Source organism: Candidatus Fukatsuia endosymbiont of Tuberolachnus salignus (genome assembly GCF_964030845.1).
In the GTDB taxonomy this organism is placed as follows: Bacteria; Pseudomonadota; Gammaproteobacteria; order Enterobacterales; family Enterobacteriaceae; genus Fukatsuia; species Fukatsuia symbiotica.
This window is the reverse complement of the sequence record NZ_OZ034983.1, coordinates 107,151-128,023: the sequence shown is the minus strand read 5'-3', so window position 1 is coordinate 128,023 and position 20,873 is coordinate 107,151. Positions and strand designations below refer to the sequence as shown.

Genomic DNA, 20,873 nt, shown 5'->3' with positions numbered 1-20,873 from the left:
TTTGTTCGATAGTGCTAAATTGGAACTCTACCTAAGGCCATTACTTTTTTTATACATCGTTAACAAATGGATTGCGTATCTGAATACCATCAATTTTCTCGCCCGTGTTCATGTCTTCGCTAAATAACACTCTGTAAAAACTAACGCAGCCTGACAGAGTTATCTCCTCTGAAAGACTGCTAACCACAACAACCTACGAAAGAGGCTATTATGGCTAACGGTGATTTTACGCAAGTACACAACGATGATCTAGGTGCATTATTTGAAATGATTGATCAACTTGTATTTACGAATGAAATACTCAACAAACAAGTTTTAGATCTGGAAGATTATTCTATTGCTATTCAAAGACTAAAGAATACAAAAGTGATACCCAAGAATAATACATTTTCATGCTGTATTTTTAAGCCGTTTTTGAGGTATTGGTGTTTTATTGAGACAGCCTCAAAAGCACCGATGCCAGTTTAACTTGATAAATTATCGTTTATAAACGATAATGTGAGATATGAACGAAATACGACACTACATCGACAACAATGGAAACGACCTTTTTGATGAGTGGCGTGAGCAGGTACGCGATATCAAGGCCAAGATTGCTATTGACCGCCGTATCATGCGTGTAGAGCTGGGTAATTTCGGCGACCACAGGTTTTTACGTGAAGGCGTCTGGGAATTACGTATCGATATTGGTCCTGGGTATCGAGTCTATTACGCTAAAGCTGGCTTGACAATCATTCTGCTGCTGTGCGGTGGAGACAAACGTAAGCAGGACGTAGACATAACCCGCGCATGTGAATATTGGCGCGAATGGAAACGTAATAGTGGATAGGAGAGTTGGCTAATGAAAGATAGATCACACGACGATGCAATGGCCGAGGTATTCCGTAAAGACCCTGCTTATGCAGCTGAACTGCTTAATGGCATCCTCGAAGATGGTGAGCAAGCCGAGCTACTGATTGCTATGCGCCAGATGGCTAAGGCCTTCGGGGGCGTTCGCGTAGTGGCAAAGGAGGCAGAGTTGAATTCAAACCAGCTCTATCGCACTTTGTCTGCGAGGGGTAATCCTGAAATCAAAAGCTTAAACGCGATCTTACGCGTTATGGGTTTACGTCTTGCTGTTCAACCTGTGAGATATCAAAAACTGGGGCCATAGTATGGCTCGTGCTTCTTAACTCGTACCTGTTGGTGACGAATAGTTGAATTCAACGTCTGTTCGTTTTGTAGAGTTTGCTCAATTCCATCAGCTGATTGCTTAAGTTGTTTACTTGCTTCTGTAATTCATCGTCAGCCAACTGCCGCCGAAGATACCTAGAGAGAGGCTCAATCCGATCAATAACGGCCAAAAAATCCGATTGCGGACTACTTTCCAGCCCATACTTTCGTTCTGGCTGTGGATATCGGTTTTGATGGTACTCAGCTCTTGCTCCAATATGGTGGTTAAGGCGTTGCGTAAATCTTTGAGCTGCTGCCTTGTCAGGTTTTGAATAGTCTCGTTCTCTTGCGCTATCTGATTTTTCAATCGTTCGGCTAACGCTGTAGTCTCTTGCATACAGTGCCCCTTTCAATCTCCAGCGTTTACCGCTCTCTGGTTCACAAGCAGTGATATAGTCATTTCCCGTACGGGTTATTTCAAAATCTAATTTTTTCACTTGAACTATCACATCTTCACGATTGCGTATAAGCCCATTTACGGCTCTCTGAGACAAGATCGCATCCAAGAGTATCCCGAACATCATCTGATGGCTTATCGCCTCTTCTGGTGGCCTCTACGGTGATTTTGAGGATATGATTGGGGGTCTTCATGTTTCTTATTCGATTTGGATCTGTGGGATCAGCTAATCCGTACTTTGCGTTTACTTCACTACGAAAGTCATCGAAATGTTGCTGTGTCTTTTTCCCTGGTGGCTTGATATTCAAACTTTTTCCAGTACTTAATCATGTTTAAGTTGGCATTGATGCGATTGAGCATAGCTACTTGCTTTCTTTCATCGTTTCGGTTCCTCACGCTAACTTTACCTAAATGATTGCGAACAAACTCAGACATCGACATTTCTGCCGATTTTGAAAGTTGTTGAAGCCGCTCCCACTCCGTACCAGAAAACCTGACCCCAGCAACATCGGGGCTTGCCAGAGGGCTCCGCCCCCTGGCACCCCCCAAGGTCAAGTTCAACCCCCCGCTTAGCATGGGGGATGGCCTCCCTTCGGGAAACCATCCCCCATTTAACAGGGTAATCGGGTCTTCATTTTGTCAATGCCAAGCCCTGACGGGGGGCTTCGCCCACATTGACAAAACTCCGGCCCTTAAAAAAGAATTAAAAAAATTTGTTTTAAAAAAATAGAGACCGCTCGCCGCAAGAATGGTTTTCGCGCAGCGAAAGCCGTTCGAGGAAGCGGAATATCATCTGAAATTACAGAGAAACTCGGTCACTCTGGTGGTGAATAGAAATTCTTGGTTTTAGGTCCGATTAAATAACAATGATAAGTCAGAAAGAGTTAAAACAATCTTGGACTGTACTTGCGATGGTTAAAGTGGTAACCAATATAGCAGCGGTGTTATAAAATGACTTAATTAAAGAAGGAAAACAGGTGATCGACATCACACCTCTCTTTTCTACGCCGTGCTTTGGCATGAGCCCATTTCTTCTCAATGGGATTCAAATCAGGCGAATAAACGGGAAGATATTCAAGAATAAAACCGGCATTTTTTATTGCATCCTGAATATCTTTACGTTTGTGAAAACTCGCATTGTCCATCACCATGACGGAATTCAGTGGTACTTTAGGCAATAAGTCCTGCGTTATCCAGGCATGGAAAATATCGCTGTTGATGTTACTGGTGAACGCACAAACCGTTAGCAATGCTTTCTCAAGCAAGGCACCCATGATGTTAGTACGCCCTCTGGCCTGCCAATTATGTTGACCGTAACAACGCTGACCTTTAGGCGAATAACCATAACGGCGTGGCATATCATGTGAAAATCCACTTTCGTCAATATAAATAATGGGATGACCCGCTGTCTTATAATTTTGGAGCCTTATCTGGAAAGCCTCTCTGGCTTGTGCCTTGGCTTTGGGATGCTGCAGCGTTTTTTTTACAGGTTAATCCCAGTCGTTTCAGGGCATCACCGATACCACGGGCACTTACACCCAGCCGCTGCGCACGTTCGAACTGATAAGCATCAGGATAAGTAGCAACATCTTGTGTGAGAACTTCTCTATCTATCTTCGTCGCAGGTTTATTACGCGTCATACAGGGCTCTATTCGGTTAGCCCAGCGCATCAGACTGGCCATGCCGACGACAAAACGTTCCGCTGTTTGCGCATACGTAAGCTTTTCTTGTTCTTTGATTGCCAAGACATGTTGGCGAAATTTCAATGGATAAGTCATCCTTGTATTTTACATCAATTTATAGCGAGCCTTGTCATTTTCAGAAACCGACTGCACTAAATATCAAAAGCCGACTGCACTACTTTGCTACCTATAAAAACTATTCAACTAGATTTAATTTTTAGCAAAAAATTTTACGCCATCTGACCGCAGTTCTCCCTTAGGCGACACGTGTCGGTAAAGTGTTTGCCGAGTAATGCCTAACTCTTCGCACAAATCGTTTACCTTAGTTTCAGGCTGACCCATTGCAGACATCGCCAACCTCAACTTAGCAGCAGTTATCTTGAATGGACGTCCGCCTTTCCGGCCTCTCGCTCGTGCTGAAGCTAGTCCTGCCACTGTGCGCTCTGAAATCAGCTCACGCTCAAATTCAGCCAGTGCCGCAAAAATTCCAAAGACCAGTTTTCCAGATGCCGTCGTCGTATCAATTGCTGCACCGTGACCCGTGAGTACTTTCAAACCTATACCTCGGCCAGTCAATTCATGCACAGTATTAATCAAGTGTCGTAGGTCTCGGCCTAACCGATCCAGCTTCCATACAACAAGCGTATCCCCTTTGCGCAGCGCCTTTAGGCAGGCTGACAATCCAGGGCGGTCTTCGCGTTTGCCCGAGGCTTGGTCTTCATATAATTGGGATGTATCAACACCAGAAACAATCAGTGCATCTCGTTGCAGATTAGTCGTCTGGCTGCCATCGGCTTTGGATATCCGCATGTAACCCATCAGCATATTTTTTACTTTTCCTGTCACTTATACGGTCGGTTGCGTGACATTGTGAAAGCAGTCTGCGCGACTGTCAAAACTTGTCACTTAACCCGTTATTTAATTTAAGACATGCAAAGGGTTATTTATGGTCATAATGTGACAGAAATTCTAGCGGAATTTTTACTTCGGTAAACAAAGCATGTAGTTGCTTCAGATAATCTGGGTCATGCTGCCCGTATGAAGCCAGCCAGAATAGCGAGCGGGCCGCTTCAGGATTGTGCCTCGCTTCGATAATGGCTTCTTCGATCGCTTTAGCCGCTTCTCGCCAATAATTGATAGGTTCATTTTTCCCAGTATCCGTCGGTTGTAGACCATTTATAAACTTGGTCTGTGGTTCCGTCAGAAACAATTCCGCTTGCTCCCCGTATGGACTTAACATTCTCGATTCGACTAAATGTATCGCGGTAGCTGCTGCCTCCAGCATTTGCAACTGCACCGAAGTATTGAGGCTCTCGTAGGGATGCCACAAAGTTTGCTTGGCGCGTAAGGGATATCCGCTTTGTTCCCAAACGTAACGGATATCCCTACCATAAGAGCCACAGTACGAAAGCGGTGTGTTTAGTTCATCCAGCAGCGTCCGCAACAACCGAAACCAGAGTCCAGCGTGGACACGCCGACGAGGCAACTCTACACAGCCAGCCGTCAGCGCCTGCCAAGTGCGCCGATCCATCACCAAAATCGGCTCGCTGGCCTCTCGAGGTTCACAAGATTTGGTTTCCCAACACATGAACTGCCATGGCCCTCCCAAATAGGGCTCTAGCCAGCAGCCATGCGTTGGGCAACTCAGCATCAATGGTAGCTGCCACGCAAGTAGTATTGGGTGGTCTACCGAATCGTTTAGGCAGATCGGGCATGCTCGATGGATTGACTGCATAGGCAGCCAGGCGCGCCAACTTGCAATGTGCCTCACTTTTCGGTTTTTCTTCGGCAGCAACACCGAAAATTGGAAAACATAGGTTTCCAGGGCTGACGTAACCTCATCATCTAGGCTGTCCAGTAACCACGGCATCCAGCAGGAAAAACTCATGCAGTGTAACCGTTCCAGACCTACGCCACTTCTCTGTGCTAGCGCTGTCAGCAGTGACAGGGGTGGCGCCAGATCTAGGTCATTAACCTGACCGTGGCCGAGGTCATGCTCCAGCAAATCATGTCCATTCATCTGATAGCAACCGGCGATACGATTAAGCCATGAGGATAAAGCTTCGCCTTCTTTAGGCGCAGGGTGCAACGGCCAGCGATGCGCTGGTTTCACATCAACTCCCGCTCGAATTGCCGACGCCGCTCGCTAGGGCCTGCATAATTGCTCATACTGAGCGTACGGGGGTTAATTGACTCCTCTCCGCTTTCCACAGCAGACACAGCGGCTGCTATCAGCAAATGCGTCAGTTCTCCGATCGTACCCTCGCTACGAGCAAGCAGATAGCGAGCCATATCCTGCGTGGCAATGGGGGAGTATCGTCGCAATGGGAGAGAAGCAGCGAAGCTGGCGAGCAATGAGCAACAATCATCATTGACTTCCCACAACGGCAATATGACAGGAGAGAATCTATTTTCTAACTGGTCGTCTGAACGAATGGCAAGGTAGGCATCACGTGTGCCGACCCCTACTAGTGGGACACGCAGCTCATTGCCGAGAAAGCGCAATAGGTTGAGAAATTCCCGGCGGGTGCCGCTATTCCCAGCCAGGACATTATGCAGCTCATCAATCATCAGCATGCGTACGCCAATACGGCGTAGTAATTCGAGCGATAGTTGTTCCATTTCCAGTAACCGTTGACGTGGCCTTATAGGCGCACCCATCGCGGCAAGCAATGCCACGTAAAAGCGGGAAACTGAAGGCTCGGATGGCATCTGTACGCTCAATACTGGGATATGTTCCTGGTTATCATTTGAGCTACCAGGATGGCTGCGGCGGAATTTTTCTATGATCATCGACTTGCCGTTGTTGGTTGGACCAACAAGTAGCAAGTTGGGCATACGCTGTTTGTTTGGCCATGCATACAGAGTTTCCAGTCTGCTTAACGCTTCAAGCGCACGTGGGTAACCAATCCATCGGTCGGCGCGGATGCGCTGGATCCTCTCGACAGCGGGCAGCCTGGCTAAACCCTGTGCTGCTGGCAGCAAGTGAGACAGGTCAGTGATAGGGAACTCATCCATAGCTACCACTCCTCGATCTGGTCAAACGGCAGGGCCTTCTGTGAGTCAGCAACGTCCGATTCTGGCGGAGCAGGCTTGCTAGGTGCTGGCAACTCCTTGAGATGCTGTCGGCGCACCGCATCACGCCTCGTCCTGCGTGTATTCTGCTGAGCCGTGGTGACGATATCTCTCATTTGCCTGATCATGTAAAACAGTGCTGATTCGTCCACCTGTTCACGCCCAAGCTGGCGTAGCTTTGTCAATGCTTGACGCTGTTCCCATAGGGTGACAGCTGGGTGGGACAAGGTACGGTAGGGAACTTCCAGGTAGTTTTTACCCTCTGGCTCCAACACCCAGATTCGACTGATATCGCGAGGATCACGTCGAATCAGGAAGGGAGGTAAGCAGTCACGTCGGGCTATCCACGGTTTGAGTGCGTCTGCATAGTAGTGAATGTAATCAATGACAAAGCCGGTCCGGATTAAGATGCGGCGGATGACAGGAAGAAAATCGACCAGAAAAGCCGTGACATGAGTGATGATGCTCGGTACGCCGACACACACAACAGCTTCTGCCCAGCATGCGGCCGGTGTTTGAAGCAGACTGCTGTGTATCGAACCATGGTAGGTACCTACCGCCAGCGTAAGCCATCTCTCCAGTTCACGCAGCGTCAGAGTTGCCATACTCTCCGAATTGTATGTACCACGCTGTTCAGGGTTTGAAAAGGTTGTTCCTGGTAATTCATCGTGGACCATTTTCATCGCTGTGCCTATGATCCTTTCCACGATACCGCCGTAGTGTGGTTGGCCTGGCGGACGATAATTTAACTGAATGCCGTGTTGCTCGCAGCCACGGCGTAGCACCTCACTTTTAAATTCAGCGGCATTGTCTAGATAGAGATGCTGTGGCTTACCGCTCATCGGCCAGTCCATTTCCACCTCCAAGTGTTCCAGCCAGGGCCGTTTATCACAGGCAACCTGTGTCAGGCAGAGGCCAACAGAGACAGCAGACGGTGCCTCTAGCGTAACCACAATACCAAGTACACAGCGAGTGAACACGTCGATGGCGATTGTTAGGTAAGGACGGCCGATTGGCTGCCGATCACGTTCATCAACGATGATCAAGTCGATGACTGTATGATCAATCTGCACCTGCTCCAGTGGCATTGCAACTTTTGGAGGAACACCGCCAACACTTTGCAAGGCGCGGGACGCATTTTGACCTTCCCGGCGGCGCGCTATTTTCCTAGGGTCGAGTCTGGCAATCCTCAGGGAAACGGTGTTGCGTGCTGGCGCCCGTAGCTTTTGGGTTTTGCAAGCCTGTACGATTTCTCGATAGAGCGCGGCCAAACTGCGTTTCTGCTTGGTCAAAAAGCGTTTATGCAATAGCTCACGGATAATGTGCTCAATCTGCTCTGGCAAGCGTTGTTTGCCTTTGCCGCCGCTAGACTGGCCGGGGGCTAGATCGGTCAGCAACCCAGCACCCTGCCGGTAGCGGCGCACTAGTTCATAGATATGGCGACGGGACAGCCCTAATTGTTGGGCGGCGTCATCAGCGGCTTGGTGACTAATTCCTTCCTGAGCTGCCAGTGGAGCAATGACTTGCTGCCGTCTTTGTGCTTCACGCCACGTAGCTTCTGGCAAAGTTAATACACCTTGCTCGGTAATCTGGTGCTCCTCGGAGCCCATGCTCAAGCCTCACTGTAGGGAAGAGGAGTATTGAGCATAATCCAAAACGGTGCAGTTGACTACTGATATTATGCTGTCAGAAGGTGACTGCACAAGGTTAGGTTTGGGTTAATGAAATGGGGCACTGGCCTTCTAAAGATAAAGGTTTTTAATTAATAAATTCATTTAGTTATCTTGTTATCGTACGTTTTGGCACCCTTGGATTTTAAACTATCAGTGCAGTCGGCTTTTGATATTCCGTGCAGTTGCCTTCTGAAAATGACAATTGGGAAGAAAGTAAAAGATCCATCAAACGTTGGTTTACTGGATGGTCTGGAAGGTAATTTTGATTGTCAAATAATGTGAGCCGGAAAGGATGGATGGCAAGCCAGGAAAGATAAAGGCGAGCTGATTGTCATTTATTAGACTTGTTGCCTAATAGTACATTAGTGTTTATTAAGCAACAGTGGGCGTCATAGAAGGGCCTCTAAGCGATTTTTTCGCACGAGGTAATGCAAAACGCACCCCTAAAAATGCCTAAAAAATGTTCGTTTATTTATTAGGCAACAAGTCTACTTGAAAACGTATCAAATGCCCCTATGTGAATGGTATGAGCATAAGTTTGCATTGAATGTTAGATATATGTTAAAGGAGGATGTTATGGCTTATCGTTCTTTCTCTCTTATTCCGGCATTGAGCAATCATCTACTTTCTGACCGTTTTACGCAGATGGATAATCTGTTTAGCCGTTTAACGGGTGAAAAGCCTATTGCGGATACGCCTGCCTATAATCTGCTGAAAAAAGACAAAGCGCATTATGAAATGACCGTGAGCGTACCCTGTTATACGCAGGATGAACTGGATATTTCGGTGCTCAATAACCAGTTAACCATTAGCGGTAAACCGAAGGTTGAGGAAACAGATGCTAACGAAGAAAAAGACGGCATCAAATGGTTGCATCAGGGTATTAGAAAAAGTGAGTTTTCCTTAAGTTTCAGTCTTGAGCATCGGATAACGATTCAACAGGCGAGTCTGGATAAAGGATTATTAACACTGCAATTTACTTATGATATTCCTGAACAGGAGAAACCGCAGAAAATTGCCATTGGTATGCAAAATGAATCAGGCTGAGTGCTTGAACACCATGCCGCTTAAACTTAGCGCCCTTGTTTTGTGCGTCCAGCATGGGCGTATTCCTGTGGGTGAAAGTCCCGCCATAAGCTGATCACGGCAAATGAAGTGAAGCGCAACTGCATAAGGGCGCCCAAATGTGGGGAGGAAGCGTGGAGCATAAATCGTCGAGGTAATGCTGACAGAGCGAAAGCAGAAAAAGTGGTGATTTTAGCCAGAGAGCAACGTATGCGAGCGATACTAAGTCAACTAAGTTCAAGAAGTATCAGTACTGCACTTCCACGCATAGCATAATCTATTAATATTATTTGGAGTTTTATTATATGGTTAATAAAAAAGCAAACATGAACAACGAAATAGATCATGGATTTTGGTCAAAATATTATGGTTGTCAATTTCCTTTCAACATAAATGGTCGGCAATTCTTCTATGGACAATCTGAAGATGATAATAGTTGGTTTATTCACGAACTGTTACCCAATGGTACAATGGGTAGTAAAACAGCTCATGGTACTTGGGCCCACTATTATAACTGTCAGTTTCCTTTTAAAATAAATGGTCGTCAGTTCTTCTATGGACAAGCCAAAGAGGGCAATAACTGGTTTATTCAGGAACTGCTGTCTTATGGTAAAATGGGACGAGAAATAGATCATGGATTTTGGTCAACATATTATGGGTGTCAATTTCCATTTTACATAAATGGTCGTCAGTTCTTCTATGGACAAGCCAAAGAGGGTAATAACTGGTTTATTCAGGAACTGTCATCTGATGGTACAATGGGAGGAGAAATAGATCATGGATTTTGGTCAACATATTATGGATGTCAATTTCCATTTTACATAAATGGTCGTCAGTTCTTCTATGGACAAGCCAAAGAGGGCAATAACTGGTTTATTCAGGAACTGTCATCTAATGGTAAAATGGGTAGTAAAACAGCTCATGGTACTTGGGCTCACTATTATGATAGTCAATTTCATTTTTACATAAGGGATAATCACTTCTTATATGGGCAAGCTAAAGAGGGCAATAACTGGTTTATTCAAAAACTGTCATCTAATGGTACAATGGGACGAGAAATAGATCATGGATTTTGGGCTCACTATTATGATAGTCAATTTCCATTTTACATAAACGGTCGTCAGTTCTTCTATGGACAAGCTAAAGAAGGTAAGAATTGGTTTATTCAGGAAATATCATCATGTATAGATGATGATATTTTATCTCCATATCACTTTTCTGACTATAAAATTGCTTCGTGGAATATGCAAGGAGCGAACCATAACGAAGGTAAATGGGGAAATATAATTGCCAATGAAGTAAAAGTTATCTCTAATCATTCTAATGTAGATATATTTGCTTTACAGGAGTGTGGAGCACTCCCTAAATCTGTGTCGACTGTTTCTGATAGAGCTCCACAAGAATTAATTTCCTCAAATAATAATATAGAATTAACCCAAAATCTGTGGGCTCTTGGTACCAATTATCGACCAAATGATGTGTATGTTTATCACGTAGAGAACGGAAATCAATATAACAGAACCAGTATGGCTATTGTTTCCAGATATAAAGCAGATGAAGTTTTCATTGTTGGGCCTGTTGATAATGCTACTCGACCTGTTATCGGTATTCGACGCGGAAATGATTATTTTTTTAATATACATGCGGGTGCACACAGAAATAATGAGTCTCCATCTGTGATTAGTGTAATAGAAAACTATATGAGCCGAATTGTAAATGATAATGTAAATGCAACATGGGTAATTATGGGCGATTACAATACAGCGCCAGATGATTTAAGATTAACTAACGCTCCATTAAACATAGAGCGTGGATTTGCCATACCAGCCAGTCCTACTCACTTTGGTGGTGGTGACAGAATTCTTGATTATGCTATAACAGGGACTGGCATAGAAAATCAAGCGACATTAACAACTACTGTTTCTGAACGTACATTATCTGATCATATTATTGTTTTATTTATTCATTTATTTTTGCGGCCAACCGGTCGTTGTCGGAGAGGTTAGAGCCATATCGTTATACACATCTTTTAAAAATCTTTATAAATCAATCAGTTAACCACTAACCTTGTTTTTCTTAATTTGCTGTTTTAAAAGGATTTTTAAAAGATGTGTATAACGATATGGGTTAGAGCGTATTTACTGAACACTATATCACTATCTATTATGATTAAATTCAAAGATAAAAATATGTTGTCACCAGCAATGTAAAACTGACCCACTAATGACAATTGAAAATTGACCCACCTGAGGAAAAATTGCCGCCTTTTTAACATAAAAATTGGCGGTGTAAATAAAATGCTGATTCAGGAGTGACTAGTGGAAATTCACGTGTTACATCGACAAGGGATGAATATTCGAGCCATCGCTAAACAGCTTCACCTATCACGTAATACGGTACGCCGTTATTTACGTAATATCGCCAGAACACCCCGTTACAGCCAGCGTACTGCACCGTTATCAAAACGGGAACCCTTTAAATTTTATTTACTCGAACGGATTAAAGCAGCAAAACCTTACTGGATCCCTGCCACTGTGTTATTTCGCGAACTTCAAGCGCGAGGCTATGAGGGAAAAGACGGTATCTATCCAACTGGCGTATGGCGTACTGAAATCCGGCGTTCCTTTTGATGAAAAAATAGCGTTTGCCAAGGCTTAAGCAAGACGGTATCTATGACAGTCAGATTGACGGGATAGAAAAACGCAACGGGAAGATATCGAGCATACACGGACGAAGGCGTATAGCCCGCAGGCCAATGGGTTCTGTGAGCGGTTTCATAATACGATGAAAAATGAAGGCTATAACATGATGTTTCGGCGTAAAATTTATTCATCACTGGAAGACATTCAGCAAGACATCGATAAATGGCTCGCATTTTACAACAGAGAGCGACCTCATTCAGGCAGGTATTGTTATGGCAAAACCCCTTGGGATGCTAGTGCTAATGATAGTCGAGTAGTGTTGACACCGTTGCCGCTACTGTGGTAAAACCAGTGACGTGAAAAAACATGGGATAGGAAGCGGTGGGCATCCCCGTTTTCGTTGCCTGTCCTGCAACCGCACATTTCAACTTGATTATTGCTATAAGACCTGTCAATCTGGGGTCATAAGAGCAACTTGTTGATATAGTAATGAATAACTCAAGTATTCGAGACACAGCAAGAGTGTTATGGCACTGTTAACAAAGTTATATCAATTAACTAATTGGAATAAATATAATTTTAAAAGAATTTACATAGAATGAACTTATTCAAAACTTAGCCCCGGTAGTGTGGTTAACAGGCGCACCCTGACCAGGAGAAAAACCCCCGAACAGGGGCGTAGTCGTGAGCACAACAGTCCCAACGCAACACCGCCTAGCCCTTCCATGCAAGCCAGATCAAAAGCGGCCGTTGAAAAAATGAAAGCGTGCTGTCAATAATTAAGGGTGTCACACTTATTTTTAATTGTCTGACATTATCAGACATTCTTTGATTAATACTTGCGGTCGTTCCTTTTAATGAGAGATGATATACATGACAAATGTATATCTATAAGAGGAAGATATAATGCAAGTAGCAAAGTGGGGTAATAGTTTGGCTGTACGCCTGCCGTCAGAATTAATTAAATTGCTTGAACTCCGTGAAGGTGATTCAATTGAAATTATCGTTGATGAACCCCGGGTTTTTTCGGTACGCAAGAAACAGAAAGTTGATACTAATTTGCTAGAGCGTCTGCGTACGTTCCGCGGTAAGCTGCCTGTCAATTTCCATTTTAATCGTGATGAAGCTAATGAGCGCAATTAAGAGTAAGATGTTTATTGACAGTAATATCCTGCTTTATCTACTATCGCAAGATACCGCTAAAGCTGATACCGTAGAAATGTTACTTAAGGGAAAGCCAACCATCAGTGTGCAGGTACTTAATGAAGTGACATCGGTTTGCGTTCGCAAGCTCAAGATGAGTTGGCAAGAAATCGGACAATTTCTGGAATTAGTACGTAATTTTTGCCGTGTGGTGCCAACTGAAGCAATACATGATGGTGCTCGCCAAATTGCAGAACGTCATTATCTGTCATTCTACGATGACTGTATTGTCGCCGCTGCCATGACAGAACGTTGCCGTACCCTTTATACTGAAGATATGCATCATGGTCTTCTGATTGAAGAAAATTTACGGCTTTGCAATCCATTCAGGTAATGTTTTAGTCATGCATTTTGAACGGACAAAAATAAAGATGGTTTCCTCCAACGCATTAAAAACCTTCTGCATTAATTCTTTAGAATGAAAGCATGATTTCATTCTAAAGACGAAATAAAATTTGGGGTGCTCCAATAGGCGACTGAAAACTACTTAGACTGTTGCTACATTCCCTGACAGTCAAACTCAGTGCCCTCAATCGATAGGTGTTTTTCTCTACATAGGTGTTAGTTTCTTTCTATTCCTCGAATGTTTTCTTTTTAACTATATCCCGTTCTAGCTTCTGCAACCGTTCAGAAGACAATGTTGTCTGGGCAACATCTTGCACGACCTTATTGAGCGCATCATTATCTTTACTTGAGGGATCCGATTTCATTGATTTCAATGCATTCTGCGCCGCTTCTTCCTGAATGATCTTCGCTGCTTTTTCGATAGCTATCGCCTGATTTTCTTGCTCAGGCTGTTGTTGTGCGATGTCCCTGGCTTTTTTCTCTTGTTCAGCGGCATATTTTTCCACGTCATCGTGGATAAAGGGTAGGGGATCATCAGGTGGTGTTTGTGCCTGACGTGTGGTTTCATCCTCAGGAACCAGAATATTACCGGTGATACGGTTAACGTTACTTGGTATCCCAACACCTGATAAACGGATTATCACCCCGCTTTCTGGGTAAACATGCGCGAGTCGTATAGCTTGATGGATATCCGCTGCGAGTCTCGTTTCTCCATTACGACTGATCTGTAAGCCCGCAAATCTAGCATCCTGACTGCCCAGCACTCGTGGTTGGTGGTTTAGTTCTATTTTACTTCCTTCTTGTTGCAGTCGGATTTCATCTAGGTAAACCCCGGCGCGTTTACCGTTGCTGTCCCATACCGGCAATGCCATATGAGGGGTGGGATATTGACGCCCGGGCACAATCAATTTTGCCATTGATTCTCCCGATCCCAGGCCACGTGTTTGTAATAATTTGCGTCCCAGTGCGGTATTTTGCATCGGTGTGGCGCTTGCCATCAATCGCGCCGCAATCTGAGCGGCTTTATCATCCGCAGAATGCAGTAAATCATGGGCGGTAGGGTATTTTTTCTGCTGTTCTAGTGCCCTCAACCATTTCTCTCGGTCGTCGGTATACACCTGCACATGTTCTTTTGCGCGAGAGAGTGTCACATAACCTCCCTCTCGGGTGGCCATATTTTTCCTGCCCCTTTCTGTTCCTTCCAGCGTAATAACATAGCGGGAGCTGGCACCTTGTGCGCCGTAAGAGGTGACGGCATAGGCTAAATCAATATGCCGATCTTCAATAGCTTGCTTTGGATCCAAGTGCTTGTTGTGTTCGCCGTCAGTGAGAGTGATGCTGCCGTTGTTTTCTATTTTGCTCACTTGCCACAGACTATTAGCCACATAGCCTCGGTCATTATCACTGCGGGTAAAACGTAACTTGTCACCGGTACTGACAAGAATTTCTCGCGGTTTATACAGTGCAATAGCCTGTGTGCTGTTCTCAAAATTTGATATTAGCTGCGCTTTTCCCTCGCTATCACGCAGAGTAACCACCCCAGCTTTATCATCTATCTTGGCCACGGTGTAATACTGGTTGTTCATTAGCACGATATTGTTAACATGCACAGAGAAACCCTTAGCACGGCGTAATTCATGATGTAATATGCGCACAGGCTCCAGAATGGATAATAAGTATTCGGTATGGCCAAGCTCGCCCGCCGCCTGGAGTTGCTGATGAATTTGCGCGTTAATGGCATGACGATCATCGTTGAGATGCGCCACGATGAGCGTATGGTTTCTGGTATCAACAGTACGTCCGGTATAATCCTGACTGATAGCACTGATCACGTCAATGGGCGCAGCGCGGCTTTTCTGCTGTGACACTGTGTTTGCCTGTTTTTTCTGATCTTGTTTAAACTCTATCACCGATGCAGTGGGTATCCATGCCTGTGGCTGGCGGGGTATGCGGTCAGGTGTCACTGTTTCTATGCGGTTTAAGGCTTCGCGGGTATTTCCTTCTATCATGCTATAGATAGCTGTTTTCAATGCTGGCGTCTGGCGTACGATGTCTTTCATTATTGCGATGTCAATGGCGCTGCGTTGTTGCATCAACTTAAAGGGCTGGCCGGGAGCAATCGCCTGTAGCTGGGCGCTATCCCCGCTGCTAATCGCCCGTCCGTGGCCACGGCTGATCTGCTGATACAACTCGGCCATATCCCGGTTCCCGATCATCGAAGACTCATCAATGATAAATACCGTATTGTGATAATCTGGCGCTTCACCGGCTAATGCTTGTTGACGTGCTTCACTGAGAAAGGAAGCCAGTGTTTGTGAGCAAATACCTGCTCCTTGCATTTCATGAACGGCGCGGTGTGTCGGGGCGAGACCCATCATTTGTGGTCGCTGATTTTCCGGTAAGCTATCTATAGCGGCCATCACTGCTTTAAATTGAGTGGTTTTCCCTGTACCCGCAAACCCCTGGATAGCCAGGAATTGATCGGCACTTTTCAGGATCATCGATGTTGCTGCTTTCTGGCCGTCAGTCAACCCCTCCAGGTATTGCTGTGGAATAGCCGCCATGAGCGGTGGAACAGCATTTTTGCCCTGAGCGATGGTGCGGAGGATGGATTTTTCCATCTCATAGGTCACGCGTGACACCAACAGCCCGGTACCCACACCGGCAATCGGTGACAGACTGATCAGGTCGCCCTGCTTTTTTTGCTGCTCAATTTCAGCTTTAATCTGGTTAACTGTTACTTCAGGCGACCATCCCAAGGACGCTGAAATGAGCGTAAGATCTGAGAAAGCAATCCCCTGAGTTTGAACGCGACTCAATCCTAATGCCACCGATTGCTGTACCGGCGATAATAAATTTTCTCTGTTCCGGCGGATGGCCTTATCCAGATTATCCATACCCGCTTGTGCTTTAACCTGTTCGCTGGCTAAACGATAATGTGGATGACTGGCTAAGCGTTTTTCTACGCGATCCAACGGCATGGCAGTGTACAGTGTTGCTTTGTCACCACTTCTCGCCAGTTGATTAAGTGTCGCGGCATTTAAATCACGGGCGCTGAAGGCAGCCAATATCTGATTTTTGTCACTGACGCTAGCTCCCACGCTTTCAACATAATCGGGTAACAATTTGAGGGCACGCGATCTGTCCAATGTGAAACTGTTGCCCTGTCTTTCTACAGTAACACCCGTTTTACTGATGGCGGTGACTTTCAGTGTTTCATGGGCTTTTATTTTCCCTTTCATTTCTCGCCCAACCGCCCTGAGCTGTTCTCCGACCGCAATAGTCATTTGTTTTTGTGCAAACAGGCTCCAACTGCTGTCCAGCTTGTTAATTTTTTCGGCACGCACATGGCCGGTTTCACTGGTTAGCTGCAGGGTATTGGTGCTATCTATCACCCTGTCTATCTGATAGCGGTGCATCGTTTTCTTTTCATTATCCCACTGCTCCATCACCATACCAGCGCGATAATTTTCACGTTGATGGCGGCTTTTTCTGTCCAACCAAACCGGATGTAGTACTGATATTGTGGTATCGACTTCACCCAATTGACCGGATCCTTTTAATTGGGTGCGTATTGCTGCGGTGAGTGTTGCCTGCTCCCTTTGCCCGTTAACCTGGGCAACCACCTCTGTTTTTGCCGACTTCATGGCTGCATACTCTGAGGCCATGACTTCATATCGGATACGTTTATCGCTTTCACTGACAACAACGGTGGCTAATGGCTGGCTGCCGTAAAGCTGATAATGGGGGACACCTGCCTCTTTTAGTACCGATAGCGCATTGCCTGTTCCAGGACGTTGCTCACTGTTTATAAACAGTAGCTGCACGCTCTGTTCTTGTCCCTTTTCCAGTAACAGCAGTGTTTCTTTCAGTGTCAGTTTTTCGGCCTGGTCGATGACCAGAGTACTTTGTGGTAGCAAGGCGAATTCACCTGTAAGCTGGCTACGCACCATCACCCGACCAGCAATATGTTTGTCCTGCGCTAGCCAGGCACCACTGCGTCGGTCTGCTGCCAGGATCCTTACCTCCCTTCCTTGATCGTTGGTCATCATCACCGCCTCCGTGATACGCTCGCGCCAAACGGCGGCACCTCCTTGTCCAGATAAGATCGCCACTGGGGATTTGTCCTGTGCCAACACTGACTAGGCGTCGGCATAGGGGCGTTCTCTCACTTGTGCCCGATCAAGAAATGACAGTACCCGATTTTCTCGCAGAGTCGTTTTAGCTAGTTGATGTATGCTCAGTTCATTAAGCAAATGAATATCTGAGGTGAAAATGCCTTTTTCTTTATCCAGCGGGATCACTCGCTGTTGTTCAATTGCCGCTTCAATACCCTGACGCACGCGCTCGAACACGCCAGGCTCTGCTGGTAGTTGCCCTACGGTCTTAGCCAGCAAATCGGAATAGGTGAATTGTATTTTGCTATCATTGAGCAAGGAAATAGCGTGATTAATGGCCTGAGAGATATCGTTGGTTATGGTCTTGTTTTCCTGCCTGCCGGTCGTCTGTTTCTCTTGTTGATGAGCTTTGGCTCGGCTAATAAAATCAGCGAGATTAAAGCCGGTTTCTTGCAGGCGTGCTTTCCATTCCGCCACCAGGATCAGGGGATCCGAGGCGACTTTAGCTTTGCGGGTATTAAGTGCAGCAATATCACGGGAACGCAGGGATGCATCATTCTCTACCGTCCCACGGAGGGTTTGGCTACGTTGCGAAAAAGGCGTTACAGGGACACCTTCCATTTCCCACAGACCATTTTTGCCCGTTTCATGGGTTTTATAGCCCATTTTTTCGACAGCTTGACGCAATGAATGGCGATAAATATTTCCCAGCGCCACTTGATTGACCATCACAGTTTCCGAAAAGCCGGTTTTCATTTTAGTGTCACTGGCGAGCGCACGCCATTTGCCTTCAGCATAGGTGGCATTCAATACCAACACATGCGTATGTAACTGCGGATCGAGATCACGGGAGGTATCGTGATGGTAGAGTGCTGCGATAATATTACCGGTCAAGACGGTAGCGGTTTTTTTGTCTTTAGTGATGCGGGCGCAGGACAGCGTCTCAACTTCCTGCATGGCAACAGAGACAGCAGCATGGTGTGCCTCAATAAAACGCGGATCACCGCCGATTAATGCCAATACAGAGACACTTTTGGGGGAGGAAAAGGTGAGATCATAACCTGCACGGTGGGTCTGTTTACCCTTTACCTTGCGAGAAATCTGGATACCGTTCGGTAATATCCCCTGTTTAAGTTGATCAAGCACTGCATCTTTGACCGGCCCAGACAAACCAAGCCTGTTGGCTCCCTCACCCATCCAGCGAGAGCCTAAACTGCTCAGTACGTAATAATTATCCTGATGGGCGTAATAGCGGGCGTTACCGGCTATCGGGCTAATACTCATCATCAAAAGTATTCCCCGGGCTCATCTATTGCGTGATCGGCGCAGCGTGAGTTGATATTGTCTTCTTCCTTGCGTACCATTTTTCTGGTTTGCAATGGTGGGGTGTATTGATCGTCTCTTACACCCTCTTTAATATCACTACCTGCACTGATGTTGGGTGCGACAGGTTTCATCGCTAGCGGATCTTCTCGGCCCCCTCCGGCAGTCGTATTGTCTGTTTCCGTGGGTTTTGCGGTAGATTTAACCGTAAATGTTTGTGATTTTGGCTGTAGTGCCGCGTTTTCATGAGCAAAAAGGGAATCCAACGCCTGACTCGCTTCCTCACGACGTTGCGCTAGTTCACTTTCAACGTGTGGATCGAGACTGGATTCAATATGGCGTAATACCCATGGCTCGGCCACGTTAGCTAATTTTTGGTACTTGAGCGACATTTTGACTACAGGGTAATGACCCGGTAGCGTGACAAAACATTCCAAATCTTCCAGCATCTGCACATCGGTATAGCTGACAATATTGATGCGCTGTTCATCTTTACTAAACGAGATACCATCTCGCACCTGCTCGGCTCCAAAACTGGTCTGCTCGGCGCACTTTTTCTTTACCGTTTCGCCGATATCTTCCTCAACAAATTTTGCCACTGATGCACTGGGTGAGCGGAAAAAATATTTGGTGTTCAGCAAATCAAACATCGCTTCGGCAAATTTGTTGCCATAAATTTCCTCCAGTTGCGGGTAAGACTGGAATCCTAAGGCAAAGCACCCCCCGAATTTACGTGCTTCAGCGATGATGTAAGGCAGGCTGGGGAGTTTGTGCAAAGAGGGTAATTCATCGATAAAAAACCAGACGCGGCGATGCCGGTTTTCCGCCATCGACAGCAAACTGTTGGCGGCGATGCCAAGCCACATCGAGATAACGGGTTTTAACGATTCATGATGATTTTGATTGGAGGTGACGAATAACCAGCCATGCTTGCCGCTCCCTTTACCCCCTTGCATCCATTGGCGGATAGTAAACTTTGGCTGGCCACTACGTTCGATACCCTGCAAATAACGCATCGCCTTAACATAATGGGTCAATACACTGCGGATAGAAAGGGCGGTCTTTTCAATCTTACCGTCAACTAAGGTGGCAGCCGGTGTACCGGCTAAAAATTCGCGCAATTTCTCGAGATTAATTGCCAGCAGCGTGCGGAGAAATTTATTATAGCTACGGCCTTTATCCTGGCGCATACGCTGCGCCGCTTCAGCGAAAATTGTTCTGGCAGAGCCTTGCCAGAAGGGATCTTCCGATGAATTCATTGGGATCAGCGTGTTAGAGAGGGTTTCCAGATCGGGCAGGGTTTGACATTCTTCCCACATATCCCAGTTGGCACAGCGTTTATCCAGCGGATTTAATAGGATATCTTTCGATTCATCGTAATATTTATCAATAAAGGTGCAACCCTTATCATAAATAATAACTCGATCACCCCGTTCACGCAGAAAAGACAAAAACTTCCGGATCAGGGTAGATTTACCGGAGCCCACTGTGCCATGCAGACCAAAATTTTGGGTTTCACTGTCTTTTTTGATCGGCAGAGGGCCAATCTTGATATCCGACGCCTGCCCGCGTTTTCTCATCAAACGGGCAACCGCTTTAGGATCGTCATTTAATACCCGTCCTCCGGTAATTTCATCCTCACTTTGCTTGCGACCGGTGTACCCTAAATAGCAGTAGAAAAATAACACCGCAAGAAAAACCACTATCATGGAAATGAAGGCAGAAATGATTAATTCCTGTTTTAGCAATTGACCACAATAAACGGTATAGGCGTCATTAATTATCTGGTCCGTCGTATAATGCAACTGCTTTCCATAATAATTCAGCGTATAACGAGTCGGGTTGACGCTATTTTTTAGTAGTGGATGGATACTCCATGCATACCAATACATCAAACCATTGATACTATTTTGTGTACTAACTCGAATAAACAACATCACTAGGGTCATGACCATAAATGACAGGGTCATATAATAAAAAATGAGGCTATTTATTTGCAGGAACATGCGCAGACGCATAAAAGCGACCTGCCCGCCCTGCGTTAAATGACGAAGATTCAGGTGCATTATTTTCTCAATGTAAAACAGGATGGACGCAGGCGTAACTAAAACAGTTATACCTCGCCCACGGAGAGTTA

At 45.8% G+C, this 20,873-nt stretch carries 18 protein-coding genes and 3 pseudogenes; 10 read left to right on the top strand and 11 right to left on the bottom strand.

All coding sequences use genetic code 11. The annotated features are described in order from the left end of the window. Window positions 1-210: 210 nt before the first annotated feature. The 3 genes from AAHH42_RS00655 to AAHH42_RS00645 are packed head-to-tail and all read left to right on the top strand — an operon-like array spanning window position 211 to window position 1,153. Window positions 211-468: a hypothetical protein gene (locus AAHH42_RS00655; RefSeq protein ID WP_119797638.1), complete on the top strand. Its 258-nt coding sequence runs from the start codon at window positions 211-213 to the stop codon at window positions 466-468. Between the two features lie 37 nt (window positions 469-505). Then, window positions 506-829, top strand: coding sequence for a type II toxin-antitoxin system RelE/ParE family toxin (locus AAHH42_RS00650; RefSeq protein ID WP_119797639.1), 324 nt, complete (start codon window positions 506-508; stop codon window positions 827-829). A 12-nt stretch (window positions 830-841) separates the two neighbouring features. Continuing rightward, complete coding sequence (locus AAHH42_RS00645) at window positions 842-1,153, top strand: DNA-binding protein (protein WP_119963683.1); 312 nt, start codon at window positions 842-844, stop codon at window positions 1,151-1,153. Between the two features lie 108 nt (window positions 1,154-1,261). On the opposite strand, the gene AAHH42_RS00640 is transcribed toward AAHH42_RS00645, so the two are convergent. From AAHH42_RS00640 to AAHH42_RS00605, 8 genes are all read right to left on the bottom strand, one after another. After that, the gene (locus tag AAHH42_RS00640; RefSeq protein ID WP_119797640.1) at window positions 1,262-1,549 is read right to left on the bottom strand and encodes a hypothetical protein; all 288 of its coding nucleotides are present in this window, start codon (window positions 1,547-1,549) and stop codon (window positions 1,262-1,264) included. Between the two features lie 321 nt (window positions 1,550-1,870). Continuing rightward, complete coding sequence (locus tag AAHH42_RS00635) at window positions 1,871-2,164, bottom strand: plasmid mobilization protein (protein ID WP_342221492.1); 294 nt, start codon at window positions 2,162-2,164, stop codon at window positions 1,871-1,873. A gap of 401 nt (window positions 2,165-2,565) precedes the next feature. After that, entirely contained in the window at window positions 2,566-3,039 is a 474-nt protein-coding gene (locus AAHH42_RS00630) for an IS630 family transposase (RefSeq protein WP_205411517.1), read from the bottom strand. Then, the gene (locus AAHH42_RS00625; protein ID WP_119797643.1) at window positions 3,020-3,388 is read right to left on the bottom strand and encodes an IS630 transposase-related protein; all 369 of its coding nucleotides are present in this window, start codon (window positions 3,386-3,388) and stop codon (window positions 3,020-3,022) included. The genes AAHH42_RS00630 and AAHH42_RS00625 overlap by 20 nt, the downstream gene beginning before the upstream one ends. Window positions 3,389-3,502: 114 nt before the next feature. Further along, the gene (locus AAHH42_RS00620; RefSeq protein ID WP_119797644.1) at window positions 3,503-4,117 is read right to left on the bottom strand and encodes a recombinase family protein; all 615 of its coding nucleotides are present in this window, start codon (window positions 4,115-4,117) and stop codon (window positions 3,503-3,505) included. A gap of 115 nt (window positions 4,118-4,232) precedes the next feature. Then, the gene (locus AAHH42_RS00615; RefSeq protein WP_119797645.1) at window positions 4,233-5,405 is read right to left on the bottom strand and encodes a TniQ family protein; all 1,173 of its coding nucleotides are present in this window, start codon (window positions 5,403-5,405) and stop codon (window positions 4,233-4,235) included. Next, window positions 5,402-6,310, bottom strand: coding sequence for a TniB family NTP-binding protein (locus tag AAHH42_RS00610; RefSeq protein WP_342221491.1), 909 nt, complete (start codon window positions 6,308-6,310; stop codon window positions 5,402-5,404). Before AAHH42_RS00610 ends, AAHH42_RS00615 begins: the two co-directional genes overlap by 4 nt. 2 nt (window positions 6,311-6,312) lie before the next feature. Further along, window positions 6,313-7,977: a Mu transposase C-terminal domain-containing protein gene (locus AAHH42_RS00605; protein WP_342221490.1), complete on the bottom strand. Its 1,665-nt coding sequence runs from the start codon at window positions 7,975-7,977 to the stop codon at window positions 6,313-6,315. A 639-nt stretch (window positions 7,978-8,616) separates the two neighbouring features. Between AAHH42_RS00605 and AAHH42_RS00600 the strand changes: the two genes are divergently transcribed. The 7 genes and pseudogenes from AAHH42_RS00600 (at window position 8,617) to AAHH42_RS00575 (ending at window position 13,284) form a co-directional block, all read left to right on the top strand. Next, on the top strand, window positions 8,617-9,087 hold the full coding sequence (locus AAHH42_RS00600; RefSeq protein ID WP_342221489.1) for an Hsp20 family protein: 471 nt from the start codon (window positions 8,617-8,619) through the stop codon (window positions 9,085-9,087). A gap of 323 nt (window positions 9,088-9,410) precedes the next feature. Further along, a complete protein-coding gene (locus AAHH42_RS00595; protein ID WP_342221488.1) occupies window positions 9,411-11,111 on the top strand; it encodes an endonuclease/exonuclease/phosphatase family protein in 1,701 nt (566 codons plus the stop codon). 342 nt (window positions 11,112-11,453) lie between these two features. Then, window positions 11,454-11,678: pseudogene (locus AAHH42_RS00590) on the top strand (IS21 family transposase); the annotation flags it as partial. Window positions 11,679-11,814: 136 nt separating this feature from the next. Then, a pseudogene (locus tag AAHH42_RS00585) lies at window positions 11,815-12,093 on the top strand (integrase core domain-containing protein); the annotation flags it as partial. 10 nt (window positions 12,094-12,103) lie between these two features. After that, a pseudogene (locus AAHH42_RS14690) lies at window positions 12,104-12,275 on the top strand (IS1/IS1595 family N-terminal zinc-binding domain-containing protein); the annotation flags it as partial. A gap of 378 nt (window positions 12,276-12,653) precedes the next feature. Then, window positions 12,654-12,890, top strand: coding sequence for an AbrB/MazE/SpoVT family DNA-binding domain-containing protein (locus AAHH42_RS00580; RefSeq protein ID WP_119797651.1), 237 nt, complete (start codon window positions 12,654-12,656; stop codon window positions 12,888-12,890). Further along, window positions 12,877-13,284, top strand: a complete 408-nt coding sequence (locus AAHH42_RS00575; protein ID WP_342221487.1) for a PIN domain-containing protein — start codon at window positions 12,877-12,879, stop codon at window positions 13,282-13,284. Before AAHH42_RS00580 ends, AAHH42_RS00575 begins: the two co-directional genes overlap by 14 nt. Before the next feature lie 238 nt (window positions 13,285-13,522). Here AAHH42_RS00575 and AAHH42_RS00570 read toward each other — a convergent pair whose 3' ends face one another. From AAHH42_RS00570 to traD, 3 genes are read right to left on the bottom strand one after another with little or no spacing between them, the layout of a single operon-like run. After that, window positions 13,523-17,410 (bottom strand): conjugative transfer relaxase/helicase TraI domain-containing protein, encoded by a 3,888-nt coding sequence (locus tag AAHH42_RS00570; protein ID WP_342221486.1) that lies wholly within the window; start codon window positions 17,408-17,410, stop codon window positions 13,523-13,525. Window positions 17,411-17,437: 27 nt separating this feature from the next. Further along, on the bottom strand, window positions 17,438-18,700 hold the full coding sequence (mobF, locus tag AAHH42_RS00565) for a MobF family relaxase (RefSeq protein WP_342221485.1): 1,263 nt from the start codon (window positions 18,698-18,700) through the stop codon (window positions 17,438-17,440). Continuing rightward, complete coding sequence (gene traD, locus AAHH42_RS00560) at window positions 18,700-20,802, bottom strand: type IV conjugative transfer system coupling protein TraD (RefSeq protein ID WP_119963675.1); 2,103 nt, start codon at window positions 20,800-20,802, stop codon at window positions 18,700-18,702. The genes mobF and traD overlap by 1 nt, the downstream gene beginning before the upstream one ends. Window positions 20,803-20,873 lie beyond the last annotated feature (71 nt).